A 21,758-nucleotide genomic window follows, 5' to 3' on the forward strand; every position below is an offset into this window, starting at 1 on the left:
ACAGGATGCCCAGTCGCATAAAGGATTATCTGCTACTCATGGCCGCCGTATGCCTGACCTCTTCGGCGCTTGCCGCACAGCCTGCCAGCGAGCACTACAACCTGCTCAGTCGCTCAACGGCCGGACACCTGGACGTCCAACTGGATCAAGCACAACGACAATGGATCACCGGTAAACGGCAACTGATTCTCGGCACGTCAGCGCCGGACTACCCACCTTTCGACCTGACCGTCAGCGGCCAGGATTACGAAGGTTTCACCGCCGATTATGCGGGCCTCCTCGGCAAGGCCATCGGTTTGCCGATCAAGGTGCAGCGCTTCGCGTCCCGGGGGGCTGCGATCAAGGCGCTCGAAAAAGGTGAGGTCGATCTGCTCGGCACCGCCAATGGCTTCGAGGCTCATAACGCCGATATTGTGCTTTCAACCCCCTACGCCGTGGACCAGCCGGTTCTGGTGACGCGGGAAGGAGAAACCCGATCCCTGACCGACGGCCTCGCCGGTCTGCGGTTGAGCATGGTGTATCACTATTTGCCGCTGGAGGAAGTCAGGGCCCTGTATCCCAAAGCCGTTATCACGTCTTATCCGTCCTACCAGAATGCAATCAATGCCGTGGCTTTCGATCAGGCTGACGTCTTCCTCGGCGACACCATTTCGACCCACTACATGATCAACAAGGGTTACCTGAACAATATCCGCATGGCCAACTTCGGCAAACACGAGGCCCACGGATTCAGTTTTGCCGTGCACAAAGACAACCCGGAGCTGCTCGCAATCATCAACGCGATGCTCATGGCCATCCCCGCCAGCGAGCGGGAAAACATTGCCGAACGCTGGAGTGCCGGCAGCGACATTCTGCTCACCGACCAGAAACTGCAGCTCACCCACCTCGAAGAACGCTGGCTCGCGCAACATCCCGTGGTGCGCGTGGTGGTCAATGAAGCCTATGCACCACTGACGTTTTTCGACAGCGATGGCAACTTTCGCGGCGTTACCGCAGACCTGCTCGAACTGATCAGATTGCGTACCGGTCTGCGCTTCGACATCCGCCGCAGCCGAAGCGACGACGAGATGATCAAACAGATCAACGACCAACAGGCCGACGTGATCGCCGCCCTGCTCCCCAGCGCCGAACGTGAAACGACCCTGAACTTCACCCGTCCTTATCTGCAAAACTCCTTTGTGCTGCTGACGCGCAAAGCCTCCGACAGCCCGACCAACCTTGAGCAACTGCAAGGCAAGCGCCTGACCATCGCCCAAGGCAATCCACTGGTGGATTACCTGCGTCGCGAGTTCCCGCGAATCAAGCTGATAGAGACGCCAGACACTTTCAGCGCGGTCGAGTTGCTCGCCGAAGGCAAAGCGGAAGGTGCTGTGAACTCACTGGTGATCGCCAACTACTTCATGTCATCGCGTCTTTTTGAACACACGCTTCAGATCAGCACCACCATCGGCACCCGCCAGGCCGCGTTCTCGCTGGCGACCGGGCAAGACGCCAAAGAACTCAACGCCATCCTCAACAAGGCGCTGCTGAGCATCGCGCCGGAAGAGCTTGGCATCATCAACAGCCGTTGGCGTGGCTATTCGGCGTCGTCGCAAAGTACCTGGCGCAACTACCAGCGGTTGTTCTATCAGATAGTTATCGGTGCCGGCGTACTGCTGCTGATTTCCGCTGCGTGGAACGCTTACATGCGTCGTCAGATCAAACAACGTCAGGCGGCTGAGCGTGCCTTGAACGATCAATTGCTTGAACGGCGACAGCTGTTCGACGAGTTGCGTTGTGCGAAAGATCGCGCCGATGAAGCCAACCGGGCCAAAAGCACGTTCCTGGCGACCATGAGCCATGAGATCCGCACCCCGATGAATGCCGTCATCGGCATGCTCGAACTGACGCTGAAGCGGATCGATCGCAACCACCCGGACCGTCCGGCCATCGACGTGGCGTACAGCTCGGCGAAGGACCTGTTGGCACTGATCGGGGACATTCTCGACATCGCTCGCATCGAATCCGGGCGCCTGAGCCTGAGCCCGCAACGCGTCAATCCGCTTGAAATCATCGGCTCGGTGGCAAGGATCTTCGATGGGCTGGCCCGCCAGAAAAACCTCGATCTGCGACTTGAGTTCAACCCGGCCAACCCGCCCGTCGGTGTCCTGCTGGACCCGATGCGCTTCAAGCAGGTGCTGTCGAATCTGGTCAGCAACGCCATTAAATTCACCGAGCAAGGCGAGGTCAGAATCACTGTTGAGTTGCTCCCGGGCACCGAGCCCGGGCACATCCGGATGCTGTTGCTGGTTGAGGACAGCGGCATCGGCATCAGCGAACAGGATCAGCAACGGCTGTTCGAACCTTTCGCCCAGGCCAATGACCACGGGCAGGCCGGCAGAGGCGGCGCCGGATTGGGTCTGGTGATCAGCCGAAGCCTGTGCGAAATGATGGACGGCAGCCTGCATTTGAGCAGCCAGCCGGGGGTAGGCACGCAGGTTCGGGTTTCGCTGCACCTGGCCACAGTGCCCGTCGAACAGGTGCCGAAAGCCGCCGAAGTGCCCATCCACACGACGATGCCCTTGAACGTTCTGGTGGTCGACGATCACCCGGCCAATCGCTTGCTGATGTGTCAGCAACTGGAGTTTCTGGGGCATCGATTCAGCGTCGCAGAAGACGGCGAAGCAGGACTGGAAGCGTGGAATAACGGGCTGTTCGATCTGGTGATTGTCGATTGCAACATGCCGGTCATGAACGGATACGAGCTGACCCGCGCCATTCGCCGCCATGAACAGCATTCGAAACGACCGCCCTGCACCGTGCTCGGCTTCACCGCCAACGCACAGCCCGAAGAATTACTGCGCTGCAAACAAGCCGGGATGGACGACTGCCTGTTCAAGCCACTGACGCTGACCGCGTTAAGCGAATGGGTGGCCGGCATCAAACTGCCCGTTCGCGATCCCGCCTTCAGCCTGCAAGGGCTGCACCTGTTGACCGGTGGCAATCCTGTGATGGACAGGCGATTGTTGACCGAACTGCAGAGCAGTAACCGCCAGGACCTGCAAGCGCTGCGGGCATTATCCCGGTCAAAAGACCCGCAAGCTTTTCTCGACGTCGCCCACAAAATCAAGGGCGCCGCGCGCATTGTCCAGGCCACCCGCTTGATGGACAGCTGCGAGGCGCTTGAGCAGGTCTGCCATGGTGTCTTCCATCACGACGAAGTGGCGCAATGCTGCAAAGCCATGGAGCGCGCCATGCTTGAACTGGAGCAGGCATTGCAGCAACAAATTGGACAAAACGACAAAAGCAGAATGACGGAGCCTTAACTATGCTTGGTCGCTGAGCAGTGTGTTAAACATCATGGAGAGAACCCGCAATGACCAGCCCACTGCGCCCGGATCAACGACGGTTTCCCCTGCACGTCCATATCAGCGTGATGTTCACCTTCCTGTTGCTGCTGACTGGCGTGGTGCTGGGCATTTTCAACTATGGGCAAACCACGCAAATCATTCTGTCCAGTAGTGAGAAGCTCTTCGAGCGCATCGAGCAGGACGTCCGTCTGGACCTGCACGCCACCTATGAGCCCATTCGCCATCTGTTGAGCCTGTTGGTGTTCAACCCGGCGGCGCAGGCGCCTGACCTGGAGCAGCGCCTGGCATTGCTCAAACCCTTCAGCCAGTCGCTCAAGGACAATCCTGACCTGGCCTCGCTGTATCTGGGCTACGACAACGGTGACTTCTTCATGGTTCGCCCCCTGCGAACCGCCGCCCTGAAAGCGCTGCTCAAGGCCCCGGACAGGGCGGTTTATCAAGTCTGGAGCATCGAGCAAAACCGCGGCCCGGTGCATTCCCAGTCATTGTTTTTCGATCAGGACCTGAACCTCCTCAGCCGTCACGACAACCCCGACGACACCTACGATCCGCGCACCCGCGCCTGGTACTCCAGCGCTCGCGGCGACAGCGATCAGATCACCACCGAGCCCTACCTCTTTTTCTCCACCCGCAATGTCGGCACCACCCTCGCCCGGCGCAGCGGCGAGCACGCCATCATGGGCGCCGACCTGACCCTGGCGGAACTGTCCGCGACGCTGGCCAAGCACGTTGTAACCCCCCATACCGAAATCGTGCTGTTCGATGGCCAGGGCAATGCCATCGCATACCCCGACAGCAACAAACTGATCGTCGACGACCAGACCGCACGCCTGAGCAAGGCCGCCGACCTGAGTCCCGGCCTTGGCGCATTGCTGAACAACCCGCCAACAGGCAATCGGCTGAGGGCCGCCGGCCGGCAGTGGATCGTTGCCCGTAGCAGCATGCAGGAAGGTGGTCCGCAGGGGCTGCAACTGGCGCTGCTGGTGCCGGAAGACGAATTGCTCGCCGATGCCTACCGCATGCGTTGGCAGGGCGCGCTGATTACGCTGGCCACGTTGCTTTTATGCCTGCCCTTGGGCTGGTTGACCTCCAGAATTCTGGTCAACCCCCTGCGTGCTCTGGTGCAGGAAGCCGATGCGATTCGCAGTTTCAATTTCAAATTTCCGGCCTCCCGTCGCTCTCCGGTACTCGAAGTCGACCAACTGAGCGTGTCGATGGCGCGCATGAAAGACACCCTGGCGAGTTTTTTCCGGATCACCGACAGCCTGAGCGCCGAGACCCGGTTTGCCCCCTTGCTGGAAAGGGTGTTGTTCGAAACCGTGAAAATCGGACAGGCCCAGGCGGGCCTGATCTATCTGCGGGAAAATGACGGTGATCGCATGACACCTCATGGCCTGGTCATCAATGACATTTCACAGGCATTGCCCTCATTCGACATTCGCAGCCATGAACTCCAGGACCCACAGAGCCCTGCCTGGCTACAGCAGCTGTCACATGCCAACAACGTGGTCACCAGCCTCGGTTTCGAACAAGTGGGGGATTTGCAGAAAGTGTTGCTGGCGATGGAATGCCCGCGGGTGCATCTGATCGGTATCCGCCTGCACAATCGCCATAACGAAACCGTGGGCCTGCTGGTCCTGTTGCTGGCGGACAGCGGCGATCAAAGTGATCTGGAAAAACTTCGTCCGGACCGTATCGCGTTCCTTCAGGCTGTGTCCGGCGCGGCCGCCGTAAGTATCGAAAGTCAGCGCCTGCAAGCCAAACAGAAGCAACTGCTGGACGCGTTCATTCAACTGCTGGCCGGCGCCATTGATGCGAAAAGCCCTTACACCGGCGGGCATTGTCAGCGAGTGCCGGCGCTGACGTTGATGCTCGCCCAGGCTGCCGCGGCGAGTCAGGACCCGGCCTTCAGCAGTTATCAACCGACCGAGGACGAGTGGGAAGCGCTGCACATCGCCGCCTGGCTACATGACTGCGGCAAGGTCACCACGCCGGAGTACGTGGTCGATAAAGCCACCAAGCTGGAAACCCTGAACGACCGCATCCACGAAATCCGCACCCGCTTCGAAGTGCTCAAGCGCGATGCCTGGATCAGCTACTGGCAAGCCATTGCCCTGGGCGGTGACGAGCAGCACCTGGCGGAACTGCGCGATGCCACTCTGGCGGCGCTGGACGATGATTTCGCGTTTGTTGCCCGCTGCAATCTGGGCGGCGAGGCGATGGCCGAGTCCGATTTGCAACGCCTGCGCAGCCTGGCCCAGCGCACCTGGACCCGAACCCTTGATGACCGGCTGGGCGTTTCCTGGGAAGAGAACCGGCGTCAGGCGAGAACATCGGCACCGACCCTGCCGGTCAGCGAGCCGCTGCTGGCGGACAAACCGGAGCACCTGTTCGAACGCGCCGAAGGCGAGCTGATGCCGGAAGACAATCCCTGGGGGTTCAAACTCGATGTGCCCCGCTACAAGTACAACCGGGGCGAGCTCTACAACCTGAGCGTTGCCCGAGGCACGTTGACGCGCGAGGAGCGTTACATCATCAATCACCACATGGTGCAGACGATCCTGATGCTCAGCCACCTGCCCTTTCCCGGTCACCTCAACAACGTCGCGGAAATCGCCGGCGGCCACCACGAAAAAATGGACGGCACCGGTTATCCAAAACAGTTGAAGCGCGAGGAAATGAGCCTGCCGGCGCGGATGATGGCGATAGCCGATATTTTCGAAGCGCTGACCGCCGCCGATCGTCCCTACAAGAAAGCCAAGCCGTTGAGCGAAGCACTGGGCATCATGGCCACCATGTGCCGTGACGCCCACATCGACCCGGAACTGTTCAGGCTGTTCATCAACGCCGAAATTTACCGGCAATACGCCGAGCGATTTCTCGATCCGCAACAGATCGATGCCGTAGACCCGCCAGGCCTGCTGGCCAAGGCAGGCTTGAGGGCGTGATCAGCAGTCGGTCAGGCGCAGGAAGATGGCCGCCAGCTTTTCAATCCCGGCTTGATCGTGTTCGGTGAAGCGCGCCAGTTTCGGGCTGTCGAGATCCAGCACGCCGATCAGGCGACCGTCCTTGACCAGCGGCACGACCAGTTCGCTGTTCGACGCGCTGTCGCAGGCGATGTGCCCGGGAAAGGCGTGCACGTCTTCGACCAACTGAGTCTGCAACGTCGCCGCCGCTGTCCCGCACACGCCACGACCGAACGGGATGCGCACGCAAGCGATCTGCCCCTGGAACGGACCCAGCACCAGCTCTTCATTGCGATTGAGGTAGAAACCGGCCCAGTTCAAGTCATCGAGCTGGTTGTACAGGAACGCGGAAAACTGTGCGGCGTTGGCGATGAAATCACGCTCGTCCGCCAGCAAGGATTCCAGTTGCGCGTGCAGCATGCCGTAGCCTTCGAGGCCTTGGCCGCTTTGTTGTAAATCGATCATGCCTTGTGCTCCAACAGCTTGAGCCCGACCCAATAGCGGGCAAATTGATAGGCGCAACGTCCGTTGCGATTGCCTCGGCCGGTGGCCCAGCGCACCGCGAGGATGTCCAGTTCTTCGTCACGCTGCCACTTCAGGCCGGCCTTGTCGGCCAGTTGACCGATCCAGTGCTCGACCACATTAAGGAAGTGTTCCTGCGTAAACGGATAGAACGACAACCACAGGCCGAAACGGTCCGACAGCGCGATCTTGTCTTCCACAGCCTCGCTGGGGTGCAATTCGCCGTCGACCCTTTTCCAGTTTTCGTTATCGCTTTCCTTTTCCGGCACCAGGTGGCGACGGTTGGAAGTGGCGTACAGCAAAACGTTGTCCGGCGCCTGTTCGAGAGAGCCGTCGAGCACGCTCTTGAGCACGCGATAGTCGCCCTCGCCCGCCTCAAACGACAGGTCATCGCAGAACAGCACGAAACGTTGGGGCAGTTTGGCGATTTGCTCGACCACACGCGGCAAGTCGGCCAAGTGATCGCGTTCGATCTCGATCAGTCGCAGACCGGTCTTGGCGTGTTCGGCCAGCAGCGCGCGCACCAGCGACGATTTACCGGTGCCACGCGAGCCCCATAGCAACGCGTGGTTGGCTGGCATGCCGTCGAGGAATTGTTGAGTGTTTCGGCCCAGTTGCTCTACTTGGCGGTCAACACCGATCAGGTCGGACAATCGCGTATCGAGGCTGACCTGCAGCGGCAGCAGAAAACCGCTGCGCCCTTCCCGCTGCCAGCGTGCGGCCAGGCAATGCGTCCAGTCGATGGCTTGCCGAGGTGCGGGCAAGAGCGGTTCGATACGGGCCAGAACGGCATCGGCGCGTTCAAGAAAAGCATTCAATCGGGAATCCACGTCTTCTCCTCGGGCACGTTCACAGTAATGATGGCGCTACAGCGACGAAATACAGCATTCAGAGACTTGTTCATCCCGTGCACAAGGGCTCGCGAGAACATCGGTATCCATGCATGATCGACTATGCTTGAGCAGCGAAGGGAAACGGAAGTGGTTCGACACCCCATGGATATCAAGTTCACCAACCGGCTGTCCTACAAGCAAGCCCGGCTTACCGTGCTGGTCGGTTTCATTCTGGGTACGCTGCTCAGCCTGCTGCAAATAGGCATCGATTATGCCAGTGAAGACGCCTCCATCAACCGTGAAATAGTGTCGTTGCTGGAAATCAGCCATAACCCCGCTTCGCGCATTGCCTACAACATCGACGCCGAACTCGCCCAGGAACTGACCCTGGGCCTGCTGCGCTCACCGGCGATCATCGCTGCGCAACTCACCGACAACAACGGCTCGGTGCTGGCCAGTGTCAAGCGCCCGCCATCGCAGAGCAGCTATCGGGTGATCAGCGACTTCCTGTTCGGTGCCAACCGGGCGTTCGAAGACCGGCTGTATCTGGATCACTTGCCCAACGAATCCCTCGGCACCTTGCGCCTGGAAGTCGACACCTATTCTTTCGGCAACCGCTTCCTGCGTCGGGCCGAAGTGACCCTGCTCAATGGCTTTGCCCGCAGCCTGATCCTGACCGGCATCCTGCTGGCGCTGTTCTATGTGATGCTGACCAAACCGCTGGTGCGGGTTATCCGCGAACTCAGCAGCCGCGATCCGCGCAGTGTCGAACCGACCTGGCTGGAGTATCCGAGCGGGCATAAAAACGATGAGATCGGCGTGCTGGTCAAGGTTGCCAACCAGCAATTCGAGAACATTGCCACTGAAATCCAGCAGCGGCGCAACGCTGAAAACCGTTTGACCGATTACCTCGGGCAACTGGAAAACATCGTGTCGGCGCGCACCGCCGAACTCAAGGCGATCAACAGCCGGCTCAGCCAGTCCAACCAGGAACTGGAAGTCGCGCGCAGCACCGCCCTGGACATGGCCGAGGCACGCTCGGTATTTCTCGCCAACATGAGCCACGAGATCCGTACGCCCCTCAATGGCTTGCTGGGGATGATCGCGCTGTCCCTCGACGGCCCGCTCAATGCCGAGCAACAGCAACAACTGTCTATCGCCCATGACTCGGGCAAAGTGCTGGTGGAGTTGCTCAACGATATTCTCGACCTGTCGAAATTCGACGCCGGTCAGCTCGAACTCGAACACATTCCGTTCGACCTCGGTTCGCTGATCGAGGACACCGCCAACCTGCTGTCGCAAAACGCGGCGCCAAGCGTCGAACTGACGTGCCTGATCGAACCGACATTCCCGGCGCTGGTGCTCGGTGACCCGACCCGGGTCCGGCAGATCGTCAGCAACCTGTTGTCCAACGCCCTCAAATTCACCCGTTTCGGTCGGGTCGATGTTCGCCTGTCGACGTACGAAGACGGCGTCAGAATCGAAGTCTGCGACACTGGCATCGGCATCGCCCAGGACGCTCAGGTCAAGATTTTCCAGCCATTCACCCAGGCCGGCGCCGGCATTACCCGACAGTTTGGCGGCACCGGGCTGGGGCTGGCGCTGACTTACAACCTCTGCGAAGCCATGCAAGGGCGCCTCACCATCAGCTCGGAAGCCGGTTTCGGCAGCCAGTTCTGCGCCGACCTGCCGCTGCCGAGCCACACCCGCGCCTTCGCCCCGGCCACGCTGCACGGCAAGGTGATCGCGATCACCACCGCCAGCAGCGGCCTGGCGGAGCTGTTGAAGAGTTTGTTGCCGGGTTGGGGGCTCGACTATCAGCAGCGTTCGATCGATGACGCGATGATCGGTCTGAAGCCCGATGTGGTCATCACCGATTGCCCGGAATGCCTGTTTCGCCTGCGCCCCACCTGTACCGCACCGATTCTGCTGGTGACCGCTTACGGCAGTTTCATGCCCAGCGAACAGGCCAGCGCCCTGGCGCCATTACAACAACAGGCCCGGCCTCTGGCGCGCAATGCGCTTTACCAGACACTGCGGCGAGTGTTGCAACCGGAAATCAACACCATCAACGATGCGCGACTGGAGGCGCTCACTCCCCAGCGGCGCGGACGGGTGCTGCTGGTGGAGGATAATCCGGTCAATCAATTGGTGGCCAAGGGCATGCTCGGAAAACTCGGCTGCGAGGTGATTGTCGCCGCCCACGGCGGCGAGGCCCTGGATCAACTGGAGCAAAGCGAATTCGATCTGGTGCTGATGGACTGCAACATGCCGGTAATGGACGGCTACGAAGCCAGTCGGCAAATCCGTCGCAGCGGTCGCTGGCCGCAATTGCCCATCGTCGCCCTGACCGCCAACGCCATGTCCGAAGAACGCGAACGCTGCCGTGCGTCAGGCATGAGCGATTACCTGGCCAAACCCTTCCGCCGGGAAGAGTTGGCTGCCCTGCTGGACCTGTGGATGCCCGCTACGACAGTGCCTTGATTTGTCCCAACAAGTGATCAAGCCCCTCGCGCAGATCATTCAAGCGATCCAGATCGACACCGCTGTCACACAACAGTCGGGCTTTGAGCGGCCCAACCTGATCGCGCAACGCCTTGCCCGTGGGCGACAGGCTCAGGTGCACTTCACGCTCATCCCGCGCTGAACGCTGTCGCTGCACCAGTTGCAGTTGTTCAAGTCGCTTGAGCAGCGGCGTCAACGTGCCGGAATCCAGCGCCAGACGCTCGCCCAACGCCTTGACCGTCGGCTGCTCCGGTGCCGCCTCCTGCCATTCCCACAAAACCAGCATCGCCAGGTATTGCGGGTATGTCAGGCCGAGCTGATCGAGCATCGGCTTGTAAGCGCGGATCACCGCCCGGGAAGCGGCGTACAGCTTGAAGCAGAGTTGGCTGTCGAGCTTCAGGGAATCGACGGACAAGGTATTCATTTGAGCAGGGCTTCGATCTCGCGGCTGAGGTCTTGCGGCTTGGTCGCGGGAGCGAAGCGCTTGACCAGTTGGCCGTCCTTGCCGATCAGGAATTTGGTGAAGTTCCACTTGATGCCCTGAGAACCCAGAACACCCGGTGCGCGTTTTTTCAGCTGCACGAACAGTGGGTGGGCATCGGCACCGTTAACGTCGATCTTTTTGAACAGCGGAAAGCTGACACCGAAGTTCAGTTCACAGAACTCGGAAATAGCGCCTTCATTGCCCGGCTCCTGCTTGCCGAACTGGTTGCACGGGAAACCGAGCACCACCAGCCCTTGATCCTTGTAGGTCTGCCACAGTTCTTCCAGCCCTTTGTATTGCGGCGTGAAGCCACATTTGCTCGCGGTGTTGACCACCAGCACCGCTTTGCCGGCGTAATCCGCGAGGGTCTTTTTCTCACCCTTGATGGTGGTGCAAGGGATGCTCAGCAGGTTGTCGCTCATGATTCGGACTCTCGAATGAAAGAAGATGAGACAAACATAGCGAGCAATTGAATTGTGTGCAATTTAATTAATCGATCCTCGACCACGTAACACAAACTGTAGGAGCTGGCTTGCCAGCGATGGCGTTCTCAAACGCAATGCAAAATTCGAGGGACTCATCGCTGGCAAGCCAGCTCCTACAAGGACTGCGGTGAAGTTACTAACGCGGAACGAGATCCAGGCACACCGAGTTGATGCAATAACGCAGGCCGGTCGGCGGCGGACCATCTGGGAACACATGCCCCAGGTGTGCATCGCATTTGGCGCAGACCACTTCGGTACGGATCATGCCGTGGCTGACATCACGGATTTCAGTCATGGCGCTGTCGCCGATCGGCGCATAGAAACTCGGCCAGCCGCAGCCAGAGTCAAATTTGGTTTTTGAGTCGAACAGCGGCTCATTGCAGCAGATGCAGTGGTAAATACCGTCGGTTTTGGTGCCGTTGTACTTGCCGGAAAACGGCCGTTCGGTGCCCTTGAGGCGGCAAACGTTGTACTGCTCCGGATCGAGCATGGCCTTCCATTCTTCCAGGGTTTTTTCCAACTTTTCCATCATCACACCTCAGCAGCTGAAAAAGCCCGATCTGTACCTTTTCCACGGATCGGGCGGCACGTATGATTGCGCCTCGTCAAACGCCAGTCTGGCAGCCAGACCACGCGCATTCAAACGGATTTATGGGTGCTGCCTCTCAAGGCGCCAGGCCTGTGTGAATACGCAGGATTCCCAGTACGGTAGTTCATACACCGCCTGGATCGTTCATTTTCGGGAACACATCGCCATGCAGGTCAGCAAATCGAACAAGCTCGCCAACGTCTGCTACGACATTCGCGGCCCAGTGCTCAAGCACGCCAAACGCCTGGAAGAGGAAGGTCATCGCATCCTCAAGCTGAACATCGGCAACCCGGCGCCTTTTGGTTTCGAAGCGCCGGATGAAATCCTCCAGGACGTGATCCGCAACCTGCCGACCGCCCAGGGCTACAGCGATTCCAAAGGCCTGTTCAGCGCGCGTAAAGCCGTCATGCAGTACTACCAGCAGAAGCAGGTAGAAGGCGTCGGCATTGAAGACATTTACCTGGGCAACGGCGTTTCCGAGCTGATCGTGATGTCGATGCAAGCGCTGCTCAACAACGGCGACGAAGTGTTGGTGCCGGCTCCGGACTACCCGCTGTGGACCGCTGCCGTGAGCCTGTCGGGCGGCAACCCGGTGCATTACTTGTGCGACGAGCAGGCCAACTGGTGGCCGGACCTGGCCGACATCAAGGCCAAGATCACCCCCAATACCAAAGCGCTGGTGATCATCAACCCGAACAACCCGACCGGCGCGGTGTATTCGAAGGAAGTCCTGCTGGGCATGCTGGAACTGGCCCGTCAGCACAACCTTGTGGTGTTTTCCGACGAGATCTACGACAAGATCCTGTACGACGATGCCGTGCACATCTGCACCGCATCCCTGGCCCCGGACCTGCTGTGCCTGACCTTCAACGGTCTGTCCAAGTCCTATCGCGTGGCCGGTTTCCGTTCTGGCTGGATTGCTATCTCCGGTCCGAAACATCACGCACAAAGCTACATCGAAGGCATCGACATGCTGGCGAACATGCGCCTGTGTGCCAACGTGCCGAGCCAGCACGCGATCCAGACCGCCCTCGGGGGTTATCAGAGCATCAACGATCTGGTCCTGCCGCAAGGTCGCCTGCTGGAGCAACGTAACCGTACCTGGGAATTGCTCAACGACATTCCCGGTGTGAGTTGCGTCAAGCCTATGGGCGCGCTGTATGCGTTCCCGCGCATCGACCCGAAAGTCTGCCCCATCCACAACGACGAAAAATTCGTGCTCGACCTGCTGCTGTCGGAAAAGCTGCTGGTGGTTCAAGGCACCGCTTTCAACTGGCCATGGCCAGACCACTTCCGCGTCGTGACCCTGCCGCGTGTCGACGACCTGGACATGGCCATCGGACGAATCGGCAACTTCCTCAAATCCTATCGCCAGTAATCGCTCTGGCCGCGTGCGACTTTTCCACGAAAGTCGCACGAGGATTAATTCAGCAACATATCTTTAAGCCTCGCCGTACATCCCCACCGCAATCGCTGCCCGGTAGCAAGCTTTGTGACCGCGTCCAACAATCACGGGGCTCGCAACGCGAATCGGCTGACAAACACTTCCCCTGCCCACGTCGGAAATGCCCTGCAAGCGACTAGACTGTTGCTGTAGGACACAGTTTGAAATAGTCACCCGGTTGAATAGCCCGTTGCAGCACCTTATATACCCCGCAGTACGCTACATCTTTAGCAAAAGGAGATTTCTACAACCATGATGCGCATCCTGCTGTTTTTGGCCACTAACCTGGCGGTCGTGCTGATTGCCAGCATCACCCTGAGCCTTTTCGGCTTCAACGGGTTCATGGCGGCCAATGGGGTTGATCTCAACCTCAATCAGCTGCTGATTTTCTGTGCGGTCTTTGGTTTCGCCGGTTCCCTGTTCTCGCTGTTCATCTCCAAGTGGATGGCGAAGATGAGCACCAGCACCCAAATCATCACCCAGCCGCGCACACGTCACGAGCAATGGCTGCTGCAAACGGTCGAGCAACTGTCTCGCGAAGCCGGGATCAAGATGCCGGAAGTCGGGATTTTCCCGGCCTACGAGGCGAACGCGTTCGCCACTGGCTGGAACAAGAACGATGCACTGGTCGCTGTCAGCCAGGGCTTGCTCGAGCGATTCTCGCCGGATGAAGTGAAAGCCGTTCTGGCCCACGAAATCGGTCACGTGGCCAATGGTGACATGGTCACCCTGGCGCTGATCCAGGGCGTGGTGAACACCTTCGTCATGTTCTTCGCGCGGATCATCGGCAACTTTGTCGACAAGGTGATCTTCAAGAACGAAGAAGGCCAGGGCATCGCCTACTACATCGCGACCATCTTCGCCGAACTGGTCCTGGGCATTCTGGCCAGCTCCATCGTCATGTGGTTCTCGCGCAAACGCGAGTTCCGTGCCGACGAAGCCGGTGCACGCCTGGCGGGCACCAACGCGATGATTGGCGCACTGCAACGCCTGCGTGCGGAGCAAGGGCTGCCGGTGCACATGCCGGACACCCTGAATGCTTTCGGCATCAACGGTGGCATCAAACAGGGGTTCGCCCGCATGTTCATGAGCCACCCGCCGCTGGAAGAGCGCATCGACGCATTGCGTCGTCGGGGCTGATTTGACTCGGCACTAAAAGAAAAGGCCCGCAGTGATGCGGGCCTTTTTTTGTTTGTCTGAATTTTGTGGTGCTCAATCCGGCCCCATCGCGAGCAGGCTCGCTCCCACAGTGGACCGAGTCGTTCTAGCTGACACTGTCTAATGTGGGAGTGAGCCTGCTCGCGATGGGGCCAGTGGAAGCAACATCAATTACCGGGCAGAAACCCGATAAACCCGCTCTTCAAGCCGCGTCACACCGCTTTCGACGAATTTCCAGCTCTCACCCAGAACGTCCTGATCCTCCAGAATCTTCAACGACCACACAGCCCCGAACAACCGCTGCACTTCGTCATCAAGCACGGCAAACGGTGGTCCGTCCTTTTGCGTCTGGTCGTAATCCAGCGTGATCAAAAGCCCCAACGCGTCCTTTGGCAGAATCCGGTTCAAATGAGCCGCGTATTGCTCGCGCATGGCCGGCGGCAGAGCGATCAGTGCCGCCCGGTCGTACAGGCCGGCGCAATCGGCAACATCGCCGGCCGTCAACTCGAAGAAATCACCACACCACAACTCGATCGAGCCTGCGCGATAGACCTTGAAGGGCCCCTGCTCAGTGATGTTCGGGTCAAAGTGATGTTCGCTGAAGAAATCTTCGACAGCCTTTTCCGACAGCTCAATTCCCAGGACTTCATGCCCTTGGTGCGCCAGCCACAACAAATCCAGACTTTTCCCACACAACGGCACCAGTACGCGCGCCCCCTCCTCCAGCCCCAATTGCGGCCAGAAACGTTGCAGATAAGGGTTCACCTGCGGCAGATGGAAGCCGATCTGATTCGACTGCCATCGCTTGTGCCAAAACTCCGGCTGCATAAATATCTCCGAAAATTCGATCAAAACACCCTAAAACTTATATTAGATTTAGATCAATGATCTGACTGAAGATGGGCCCATCTTACTCTCAGGAGCTCCTTCATGTTCCCCAGCCTTTACATCTCTCATGGCTCACCCATGCTGGCACTGGAACCCGGTGCCAGTGGGCCGGCCCTCGCGCGCCTGGCTGCCGAATTGCCGAAACCCCGGGCCATCGTGATTGTTTCCGCGCATTGGGAAAGCAATGAATTGCTGGTCAGCGGCAATCCACAGCCTGAAACCTGGCATGACTTCGGCGGCTTTCCCAAGGCGTTGTTCGAGGTGCAATACCCGGCACCCGGCGATCCACAACTGGCCGCTGAGGTTGTCGAGTTGCTGAAACGCAGTGACCTGCCCGCCCGCATCGACAGCAAACGGCCCTTCGACCATGGCGTCTGGGTGCCGTTGTCGTTGATGTATCCGCAGGCGGATATCCCGGTGGTGCAAGTCTCGCTACCAACACGCGGCGGTCCTGCGCTGCAAACCTGCGTCGGCCATGCCCTGAGCAGCCTGCGCGAACACGGCGTGCTGTTGATCGGTTCCGGCAGCATCACCCACAACCTGCGCGAACTGGACTGGCACGCCGGACCGGAAAGCGTAGAACCGTGGGCGAAGGTGTTTCGCGACTGGATGATCGAGAAACTTGAGGCCAACGACGAAGCCGCGTTACACGACTATCGCCAGCAAGCACCGAACGCCGTGCGCAACCACCCGAGCGATGAACATTTGTTGCCGTTGTACTTTGCCCGCAGTGCCGGCGGAGCATTCAGCGTCAGCCACCAGGGTTTCACCATGGGCGCGCTGGGCATGGACATTTACCGCTTCGGGTAATGAAAAACCAAGACCTGCGGCGGCCAGGCTCAGACCACATCAACACCGACATGGATCGCATCGTGCCGCCAGAACTCCAGGTCACAATCGATCAACCGTTCGTGTTGGTCGTAATTGACCCGGGCAATGCGCAATCCCGGGCTGCCGACCGACACCCGTAACGCCGCCGCCGCATCCACCGACAACGCCGTCGGCACGATCTCGAAGCGCACCCGCCCGTAATGCAAATCGTAATGCCGCGCGTACAGCTCGGTGATCGACTGATTCAGATCAAACTCCAGAATCCCCGGAAAATACTGTGGATTGAGGTAGTGCTCCACGTACAACACCAGCCGCTCATCAATTCGCCGCGCGCGGCAAATCTGAATCACGCTCGACAAAGCCGGCAACTGCAACCAGGCACAGACCGCCGCCGACGCAGGCTGCAAGCGTGCCGAAATCACCTCGGTAGACGGCACCCGCCCTTGAGCGCTGACCATCGCGTGAAAGTGGCTGCGCTGCATCAGGTTGTAAGCCAGGCGCGGTGGCGACACGAACCAGCCCCGGCGTTCTTCGCGATAAATCTGCCCTTGAGCCTCCAGCTGCAACAACGCTTCGCGCACGGTAATGCGTGTCGTGCCGAACAACTCACTGAGCTTGCGCTCCGCCGGTAGCTTGCTGCCAGGCGCCAACAGGCCGTGGTCGAGCTGCTCCTGAAGAACCTGCCCGATGGCTGTCACCGCTTTGGTTGTCTCGATGCGCATCAACGTTACCTATCTGGACTAGACCAGCACTGTTTCGGAGCAGAACCGTCATTTGAAACGACTCCGTCAACTTTCAGCAAGCCTAGGCACTGCACATGACTGACAGATGACAAAGACGCTGAACGGTGCAGTCAAACGTGTGCAATTTAACGGCCAAGTCCTTTCATATCAGTTCTTTAGCCATGGTCTACGCTTACTCGCAAGCCTGAGCGTTGATCTGAAGAAAATGCAGACGGACCGCTGGTCGACATCAAAATGTCATCAGGGGCGCCTAGATTGGCTCAGGTATTGCTGACCTAGACCAACACAACCGCAATCGCAGCGTTGAAAACGCCCAAAGGAGCTTCGGATGAAAAAGCTTTTCCTGGCATCACTGTTAGGTTCGACCATTGCCATGTGCACCGCCGCCATGGCGGCTGATGATTTGAAAACCCTCGAAGCCGCTGCGAAAGCGGAAGGTGCGGTCAACAGCGTCGGCATGCCCGATGACTGGGCCAACTGGAAAGGCACCTGGGAAGACCTGGCCAAGATCTACGGCCTGAAACACATCGACACCGACATGAGCTCGGCGCAGGAAATCGCCAAGTTCGCCGCTGAAAAAGACAACGCCACGGCCGACATCGGCGACGTCGGTGCAGCGTTCGGCCCTATCGCGGTCAAGCAAGGCGTGGTCCAGCCGTACAAGCCAAGCACCTGGGATCAGGTGCCTGCCTGGGCGAAGGATAAGGACGGCAACTGGGCACTGGCCTACACCGGCACCATCGCGTTCATCGTCAACAAAAAGCTGCTGCACGGTTCGGAAGCGCCGACCAAATGGGCCGACCTTAAAACCGGTAAATACAAAGTATCCATCGGTGACGTGAGCACCGCCGCTCAGGCCGCCAACGGCGTTCTGGCGGCAGCCCTTGCCAACGGCGGCGACGAGAAAAACCTTCAGCCTGCCCTGTTGCTGTTCGCTGACATTGCGAAACAAGGCCGCCTGTCCATGGCCAACCCGACGATTGCCACCATGGAAAAGGGTGAAATCGAAGTCGGCGTGGTTTGGGACTTCAACGGTCTGAGCTACAAGGCCAAGATGGCCAATCCGGATGACTACGTGGTGCTGATCCCCTCCGATGGTTCGGTGATTTCCGGTTACACCACCATCATCAACAAATACGCCAAGAACCCGAACGCCGCCAAACTGGCTCGTGAATACATCTTCAGCGATGCCGGTCAGATCAACCTGGCCAAGGGTAACGCCCGTCCGATCCGTGCCGAGCACCTGACCCTGCCAGCCGAAGTCCAGGCCAAGCTGCTGCCGAACGAGCAGTACAAAAAGGTCACGCCGATCAAAGACGCGGATGCGTGGGAAAAAACTTCCAAGGCTCTGCCGCAGAAGTGGAACGAAGAAGTCATCGTCGAGATGAAGTAACCCCCCTGTAGGAGCCGGCTTGCTGGCGATCCAGACACCTCGGTCCATCAGAGAACCGCGGTGATGCAATCGCCAGCAAGCCGGCTCCTACAAACCATCTGTTTCGCGGAGTCCCGCCCCTATGAAGCACAACGTCATCCTTGTCGTGCTCGACGGCCTCAATTACGAGGTTGCGCGCCACGCCATGGGGCACCTGCAGGCTTACGTCGGCGCAGGACGCGCGGCACTCTACAAACTGGAGTGCGAACTGCCGGCCCTGTCCCGCCCGCTGTATGAATGCATCCTGACCGGCGTCACGCCGATCGATAGCGGTATCGTTCACAACAACGTTTCGCGCCTGTCCAACCAACGCAGCATTTATCACTACGCCAGCGAAGCGGGCCTGAAAACCGCAGCCGCGGCTTATCACTGGGTCAGCGAGCTGTACAACCGTTCGCCGTTCGTGGCCGCCCGGGACCGTCACACCGACGCCCCCGAATTGCCGATCCAGCACGGGCACTTCTACTGGAACGATCACTACCCGGACTCGCACCTGTTCGCCGACGCGGAACACCTACGCCTGCACCATGCACCGAACTTTCTCCTGGTGCACCCCATGAACATCGACGATGCCGGGCACAAGCACGGCCTCGACACCGCGCAATACCGCAACAGCGCCCGCTCGGCGGACATTATCCTCGCCGACTACCTGCAAGGCTGGCTCGACGCCGGTTACCAGGTGCTGGTGACCGCCGACCACGGCATGAACAACGACCGCTCCCACAACGGTCTGCTGCCGGAGGAACGCGAAGTGCCACTGTTCGTGCTCGGTGACGCCTTCAGCTTCAACGCCGGCGCCGAACCGAAACAGACAGACATCTGCGGCACCGTCTGCGAACTGCTGGGCGTGGCCCACGACAAACCAGTGTGCCGGGAGCTGCTCAAGTGAATGCCATGACTCGCGGCAAATGGCTGGCGGCCTTGTGCCTCGTGCCCTTCGCACTGTTTTTTATCGTCTTCGAGATCGCCCCACTCATCTGGGTGATGATCAACAGTCTGCAATCGGAAGAGTTCGGCTGGGGCCTGGCCAACTTCACCAAGATCTTCAATTCGAAGTTCTATTTGCAGGCGATCCAGTACAGCCTCGAGATCAGTTTCTGGTCCAGCGTGTTCGGGATCATCATCGCGGTGCTCGGCGCTTATTCCCTGCGTCGTGTCGACTCGAAGTTGCGTAACTTCGTCAACGCCTTCGCCAACATGACCAGCAACTTTGCCGGCGTGCCTTTGGCCTTCGCGTTCATCATCCTGCTGGGTTTCAACGGCAGCATCACCATCATGCTCAAGCAGGCCGGGATCATTCAGGATTTCAACCTGTACTCGAAAACCGGGCTGATCATTCTCTACACGTACTTCCAGATCCCCCTCGGTGTGCTGCTGCTCTACCCGGCCTTCGACGCCCTGCGAGAAGACTGGCGTGAATCTGCCGCGCTGCTGGGCGCCAACGGCTGGCAGTTCTGGCGACACATCGGTTTGCCGGTGCTGACGCCGGCACTGCTCGGCACCTTCGTGATCCTGTTGGCCAACGCCCTCGGCGCCTACGCCACGGTTTACGCACTGACCACCGGCAACTTCAACGTGCTGCCGATCCGTATTGCGGCGATGGTCTCCGGTGACATTTCCCTGGACCCGAACCTCGCCAGTGCGCTGGCCGTGGTGCTGGTGGCGTTGATGACCCTGGTCACCATCGTGCATCAGCTGCTGTTGAAGAGGAGCTACCATGTCTCGCGCTGAATTGGGCCCCGTCGGTATCTATCACCGCGTCGTGGTTTACCTGCTGTTTGCCATTCTGTTGCTGCCACTGGTTGGCACGCTGATCTACTCGATTGCCAGTAGTTGGTCGGCGACCATTCTGCCCAGCGGCTTCACCGTCAAATGGTATGTGCAGCTGTGGAGCGATCCGCGATTCCTGAGTGCTTTTGGCCAATCGCTGCTGGTCTGTATCGGTGCGCTGATTCTGTCGGTGGTGCTGATCCTGCCACTGCTGTTCGTGGTGCATTACCACTTCCCGAAACTCGATGCGCTGATGAACATCCTGATCCTGCTGCCCTTCGCGGTGCCGCCGGTGGTGTCGTCGGTGGGGCTGTTGCAGCTTTACGGTTCGGGGCCGTTCGCGATGGTCGGCACGCCATGGATTCTGATCGGTTGCTACTTCACCGTGGCGCTGCCGTTCATGTACCGAGCGATCACCAACAACCTGCAAGCGATCAACCTGCGCGACCTGATGGACGCCGCCCAACTGCTCGGTGCCAGCACTTTTCAGGCGGCATTCCTGGTGGTGCTGCCGAACCTGCGCAAAGGTCTGATGGTCGCGTTGCTGCTGTCGTTCTCGTTCCTGTTCGGTGAGTTCGTGTTCGCCAACATCCTCGTCGGCACCCGCTACGAAACCCTGCAGGTCTACCTCAACAACATGCGTAACAGCAGCGGCCACTTCACCAGTGCGCTGGTGATTTCCTACTTCTTCTTCGTACTGGTTCTGACCTGGGCGGCCAATATCTTGAACAAGGACAAAAGCGAATGAGCTATGTCAGCGTCCAACATCTGCAGAAAAACTATGCAGGCACCACCGTATTCAGCGACATCAACTGCGAAATCCAGAAGGGCGAATTCGTCACCCTGCTCGGCCCGTCCGGTTGCGGCAAATCCACGCTGCTGCGCTGCATCGCCGGGCTGACCTCGGTAGATGGCGGCAAGATTTTGCTGGATGGTGTCGACATCGTGCCGCTGAGCCCGCAGAAACGCGGGATCGGCATGGTGTTTCAAAGCTATGCGCTGTTCCCGAACATGACCGTGGAGCAAAACGTCGCCTTTGGTTTGCGCATGCAGAAGGTCAACAGCGACGACAGCCAAAAGCGCGTTGCCGAAGTATTGAAACTGGTGGAGCTCAACGATTTCGCCGCCCGTTATCCGCACCAACTGTCCGGCGGTCAATGCCAGCGCGTCGCCCTCGCCCGCTCATTGGTGACCCGTCCACGCCTGTTGCTGCTGGACGAACCGCTGTCGGCCCTTGATGCGCGGATTCGCAAGCATTTGCGCGAACAGATCCGTCAGATCCAGCGCGAGCTCGGCCTGACCACGATCTTCGTCACACACGATCAGGAAGAAGCGCTGACCATGTCTGACCGCATTTTCCTGATGAATCAGGGAAAGATCGTACAGAGCGGCGACGCCGAAACCCTCTACACCGCGCCGGTGGATGTGTTCGCTGCCGGCTTTATCGGCAACTACAACCTGCTCGACGCCGACAACGCCTCGAAATTGCTGCAACGACCGATTACGCATCGCATCGCGATTCGCCCGGAAGCCATCGAACTGAGCCTGAACGGTGAACTTGACGCACAGGTGCGCAGCCACAGCCTGCTGGGCAACGTGATTCGCTACCGGATCGAGGCCCGGGGCGTGGAACTGGTGGTGGATGTGCTCAACCGCTCGGCGGCCGATCTGCATCCCGATGGTCAGCGTCTGGCGCTTTCCATCGATCCGACGGCCCTGTGTGAGGTAGCCTGATGACTTTGCTGATGTTGAAGAGAG

The 21,758-nt window shown here is 59.2% G+C and carries 18 protein-coding genes; 11 read left to right on the plus strand and 7 right to left on the minus strand.

Annotated elements, in window-relative coordinates:
- Nucleotides 1-5 precede the first annotated feature (5 nt).
- The gene (locus tag PMI32_RS12555; protein WP_008030346.1) at nt 6-3,305 is read left to right on the plus strand and encodes a transporter substrate-binding domain-containing protein; all 3,300 of its coding nucleotides are present in this window, start codon (nt 6-8) and stop codon (nt 3,303-3,305) included.
- A 50-nt stretch (nt 3,306-3,355) separates the two neighbouring features.
- On the plus strand, nt 3,356-6,298 hold the full coding sequence (locus tag PMI32_RS12550) for an HD domain-containing phosphohydrolase (protein WP_008030349.1): 2,943 nt from the start codon (nt 3,356-3,358) through the stop codon (nt 6,296-6,298).
- Here PMI32_RS12550 and msrC read toward each other — a convergent pair whose 3' ends face one another.
- Both msrC and PMI32_RS12540 read right to left on the minus strand, forming a co-directional pair.
- Nucleotides 6,299-6,781 carry a free L-methionine (R)-S-oxide reductase MsrC gene (msrC, locus tag PMI32_RS12545; protein ID WP_008030351.1) on the minus strand — a complete coding sequence of 161 codons (483 nt, stop codon included), beginning with the start codon at nt 6,779-6,781 and terminating at the stop codon, nt 6,299-6,301.
- Nucleotides 6,778-7,668: an ATP-binding protein gene (locus PMI32_RS12540; protein WP_008030353.1), complete on the minus strand. Its 891-nt coding sequence runs from the start codon at nt 7,666-7,668 to the stop codon at nt 6,778-6,780. Before PMI32_RS12540 ends, msrC begins: the two co-directional genes overlap by 4 nt.
- Nucleotides 7,669-7,833: 165 nt before the next feature.
- On the opposite strand from PMI32_RS12540, the gene PMI32_RS12535 reads away from it, so the two are divergent.
- Nucleotides 7,834-10,155 (plus strand): hybrid sensor histidine kinase/response regulator, encoded by a 2,322-nt coding sequence (locus PMI32_RS12535; protein ID WP_008030354.1) that lies wholly within the window; start codon nt 7,834-7,836, stop codon nt 10,153-10,155.
- On the opposite strand, the gene PMI32_RS12530 is transcribed toward PMI32_RS12535, so the two are convergent.
- The 3 genes from PMI32_RS12530 to msrB form a co-directional block, all read right to left on the minus strand.
- The gene (locus PMI32_RS12530) at nt 10,139-10,600 is read right to left on the minus strand and encodes a MarR family winged helix-turn-helix transcriptional regulator (RefSeq protein ID WP_008030355.1); all 462 of its coding nucleotides are present in this window, start codon (nt 10,598-10,600) and stop codon (nt 10,139-10,141) included. The genes PMI32_RS12535 and PMI32_RS12530 overlap by 17 nt on opposite strands.
- The gene (locus PMI32_RS12525) at nt 10,597-11,082 is read right to left on the minus strand and encodes a glutathione peroxidase (RefSeq protein WP_008030357.1); all 486 of its coding nucleotides are present in this window, start codon (nt 11,080-11,082) and stop codon (nt 10,597-10,599) included. The genes PMI32_RS12530 and PMI32_RS12525 overlap by 4 nt, the downstream gene beginning before the upstream one ends.
- A 199-nt stretch (nt 11,083-11,281) precedes the next feature.
- Nucleotides 11,282-11,674: a peptide-methionine (R)-S-oxide reductase MsrB gene (msrB, locus tag PMI32_RS12520; RefSeq protein ID WP_008030359.1), complete on the minus strand. Its 393-nt coding sequence runs from the start codon at nt 11,672-11,674 to the stop codon at nt 11,282-11,284.
- 226 nt (nt 11,675-11,900) lie between these two features.
- On the opposite strand from msrB, the gene PMI32_RS12515 reads away from it, so the two are divergent.
- On the plus strand, nt 11,901-13,112 hold the full coding sequence (locus PMI32_RS12515; protein ID WP_008030363.1) for a pyridoxal phosphate-dependent aminotransferase: 1,212 nt from the start codon (nt 11,901-11,903) through the stop codon (nt 13,110-13,112).
- Nucleotides 13,113-13,430: 318 nt separating this feature from the next.
- On the plus strand, nt 13,431-14,318 hold the full coding sequence (htpX, locus tag PMI32_RS12510; RefSeq protein WP_008030365.1) for a protease HtpX: 888 nt from the start codon (nt 13,431-13,433) through the stop codon (nt 14,316-14,318).
- 189 nt (nt 14,319-14,507) lie between these two features.
- On the opposite strand, the gene PMI32_RS12505 is transcribed toward htpX, so the two are convergent.
- A complete protein-coding gene (locus PMI32_RS12505) occupies nt 14,508-15,164 on the minus strand; it encodes a thiopurine S-methyltransferase (RefSeq protein ID WP_008030367.1) in 657 nt (218 codons plus the stop codon).
- 102 nt (nt 15,165-15,266) lie between these two features.
- On the opposite strand from PMI32_RS12505, the gene PMI32_RS12500 reads away from it, so the two are divergent.
- A complete protein-coding gene (locus PMI32_RS12500; RefSeq protein ID WP_008030369.1) occupies nt 15,267-16,034 on the plus strand; it encodes a DODA-type extradiol aromatic ring-opening family dioxygenase in 768 nt (255 codons plus the stop codon).
- Nucleotides 16,035-16,063: 29 nt separating this feature from the next.
- Here PMI32_RS12500 and PMI32_RS12495 read toward each other — a convergent pair whose 3' ends face one another.
- Nucleotides 16,064-16,777, minus strand: coding sequence for a UTRA domain-containing protein (locus PMI32_RS12495; protein WP_008030372.1), 714 nt, complete (start codon nt 16,775-16,777; stop codon nt 16,064-16,066).
- Between the two features lie 349 nt (nt 16,778-17,126).
- Between PMI32_RS12495 and PMI32_RS12490 the strand changes: the two genes are divergently transcribed.
- The 5 genes from PMI32_RS12490 to PMI32_RS12470 all read left to right on the plus strand — a co-directional run bounded on the left by PMI32_RS12490 (nt 17,127) and on the right by PMI32_RS12470 (nt 21,734).
- Nucleotides 17,127-18,191 (plus strand): ABC transporter substrate-binding protein, encoded by a 1,065-nt coding sequence (locus tag PMI32_RS12490; RefSeq protein ID WP_008030373.1) that lies wholly within the window; start codon nt 17,127-17,129, stop codon nt 18,189-18,191.
- Nucleotides 18,192-18,312: 121 nt separating this feature from the next.
- The gene (locus PMI32_RS12485) at nt 18,313-19,119 is read left to right on the plus strand and encodes an alkaline phosphatase family protein (RefSeq protein ID WP_008030375.1); all 807 of its coding nucleotides are present in this window, start codon (nt 18,313-18,315) and stop codon (nt 19,117-19,119) included.
- A gap of 5 nt (nt 19,120-19,124) precedes the next feature.
- On the plus strand, nt 19,125-19,961 hold the full coding sequence (locus PMI32_RS12480; protein ID WP_162130714.1) for an ABC transporter permease: 837 nt from the start codon (nt 19,125-19,127) through the stop codon (nt 19,959-19,961).
- On the plus strand, nt 19,948-20,748 hold the full coding sequence (locus PMI32_RS12475; RefSeq protein ID WP_008030379.1) for an ABC transporter permease: 801 nt from the start codon (nt 19,948-19,950) through the stop codon (nt 20,746-20,748). Before PMI32_RS12480 ends, PMI32_RS12475 begins: the two co-directional genes overlap by 14 nt.
- A complete protein-coding gene (locus tag PMI32_RS12470) occupies nt 20,745-21,734 on the plus strand; it encodes an ABC transporter ATP-binding protein (protein ID WP_008030381.1) in 990 nt (329 codons plus the stop codon). The genes PMI32_RS12475 and PMI32_RS12470 overlap by 4 nt, the downstream gene beginning before the upstream one ends.
- Nucleotides 21,735-21,758: the final 24 nt, after the last annotated feature.

Origin of the sequence: Pseudomonas sp. GM60, assembly GCF_000282415.1 — a bacterium.
Classification (GTDB): domain Bacteria; phylum Pseudomonadota; class Gammaproteobacteria; order Pseudomonadales; family Pseudomonadaceae; genus Aquipseudomonas; species Aquipseudomonas migulae.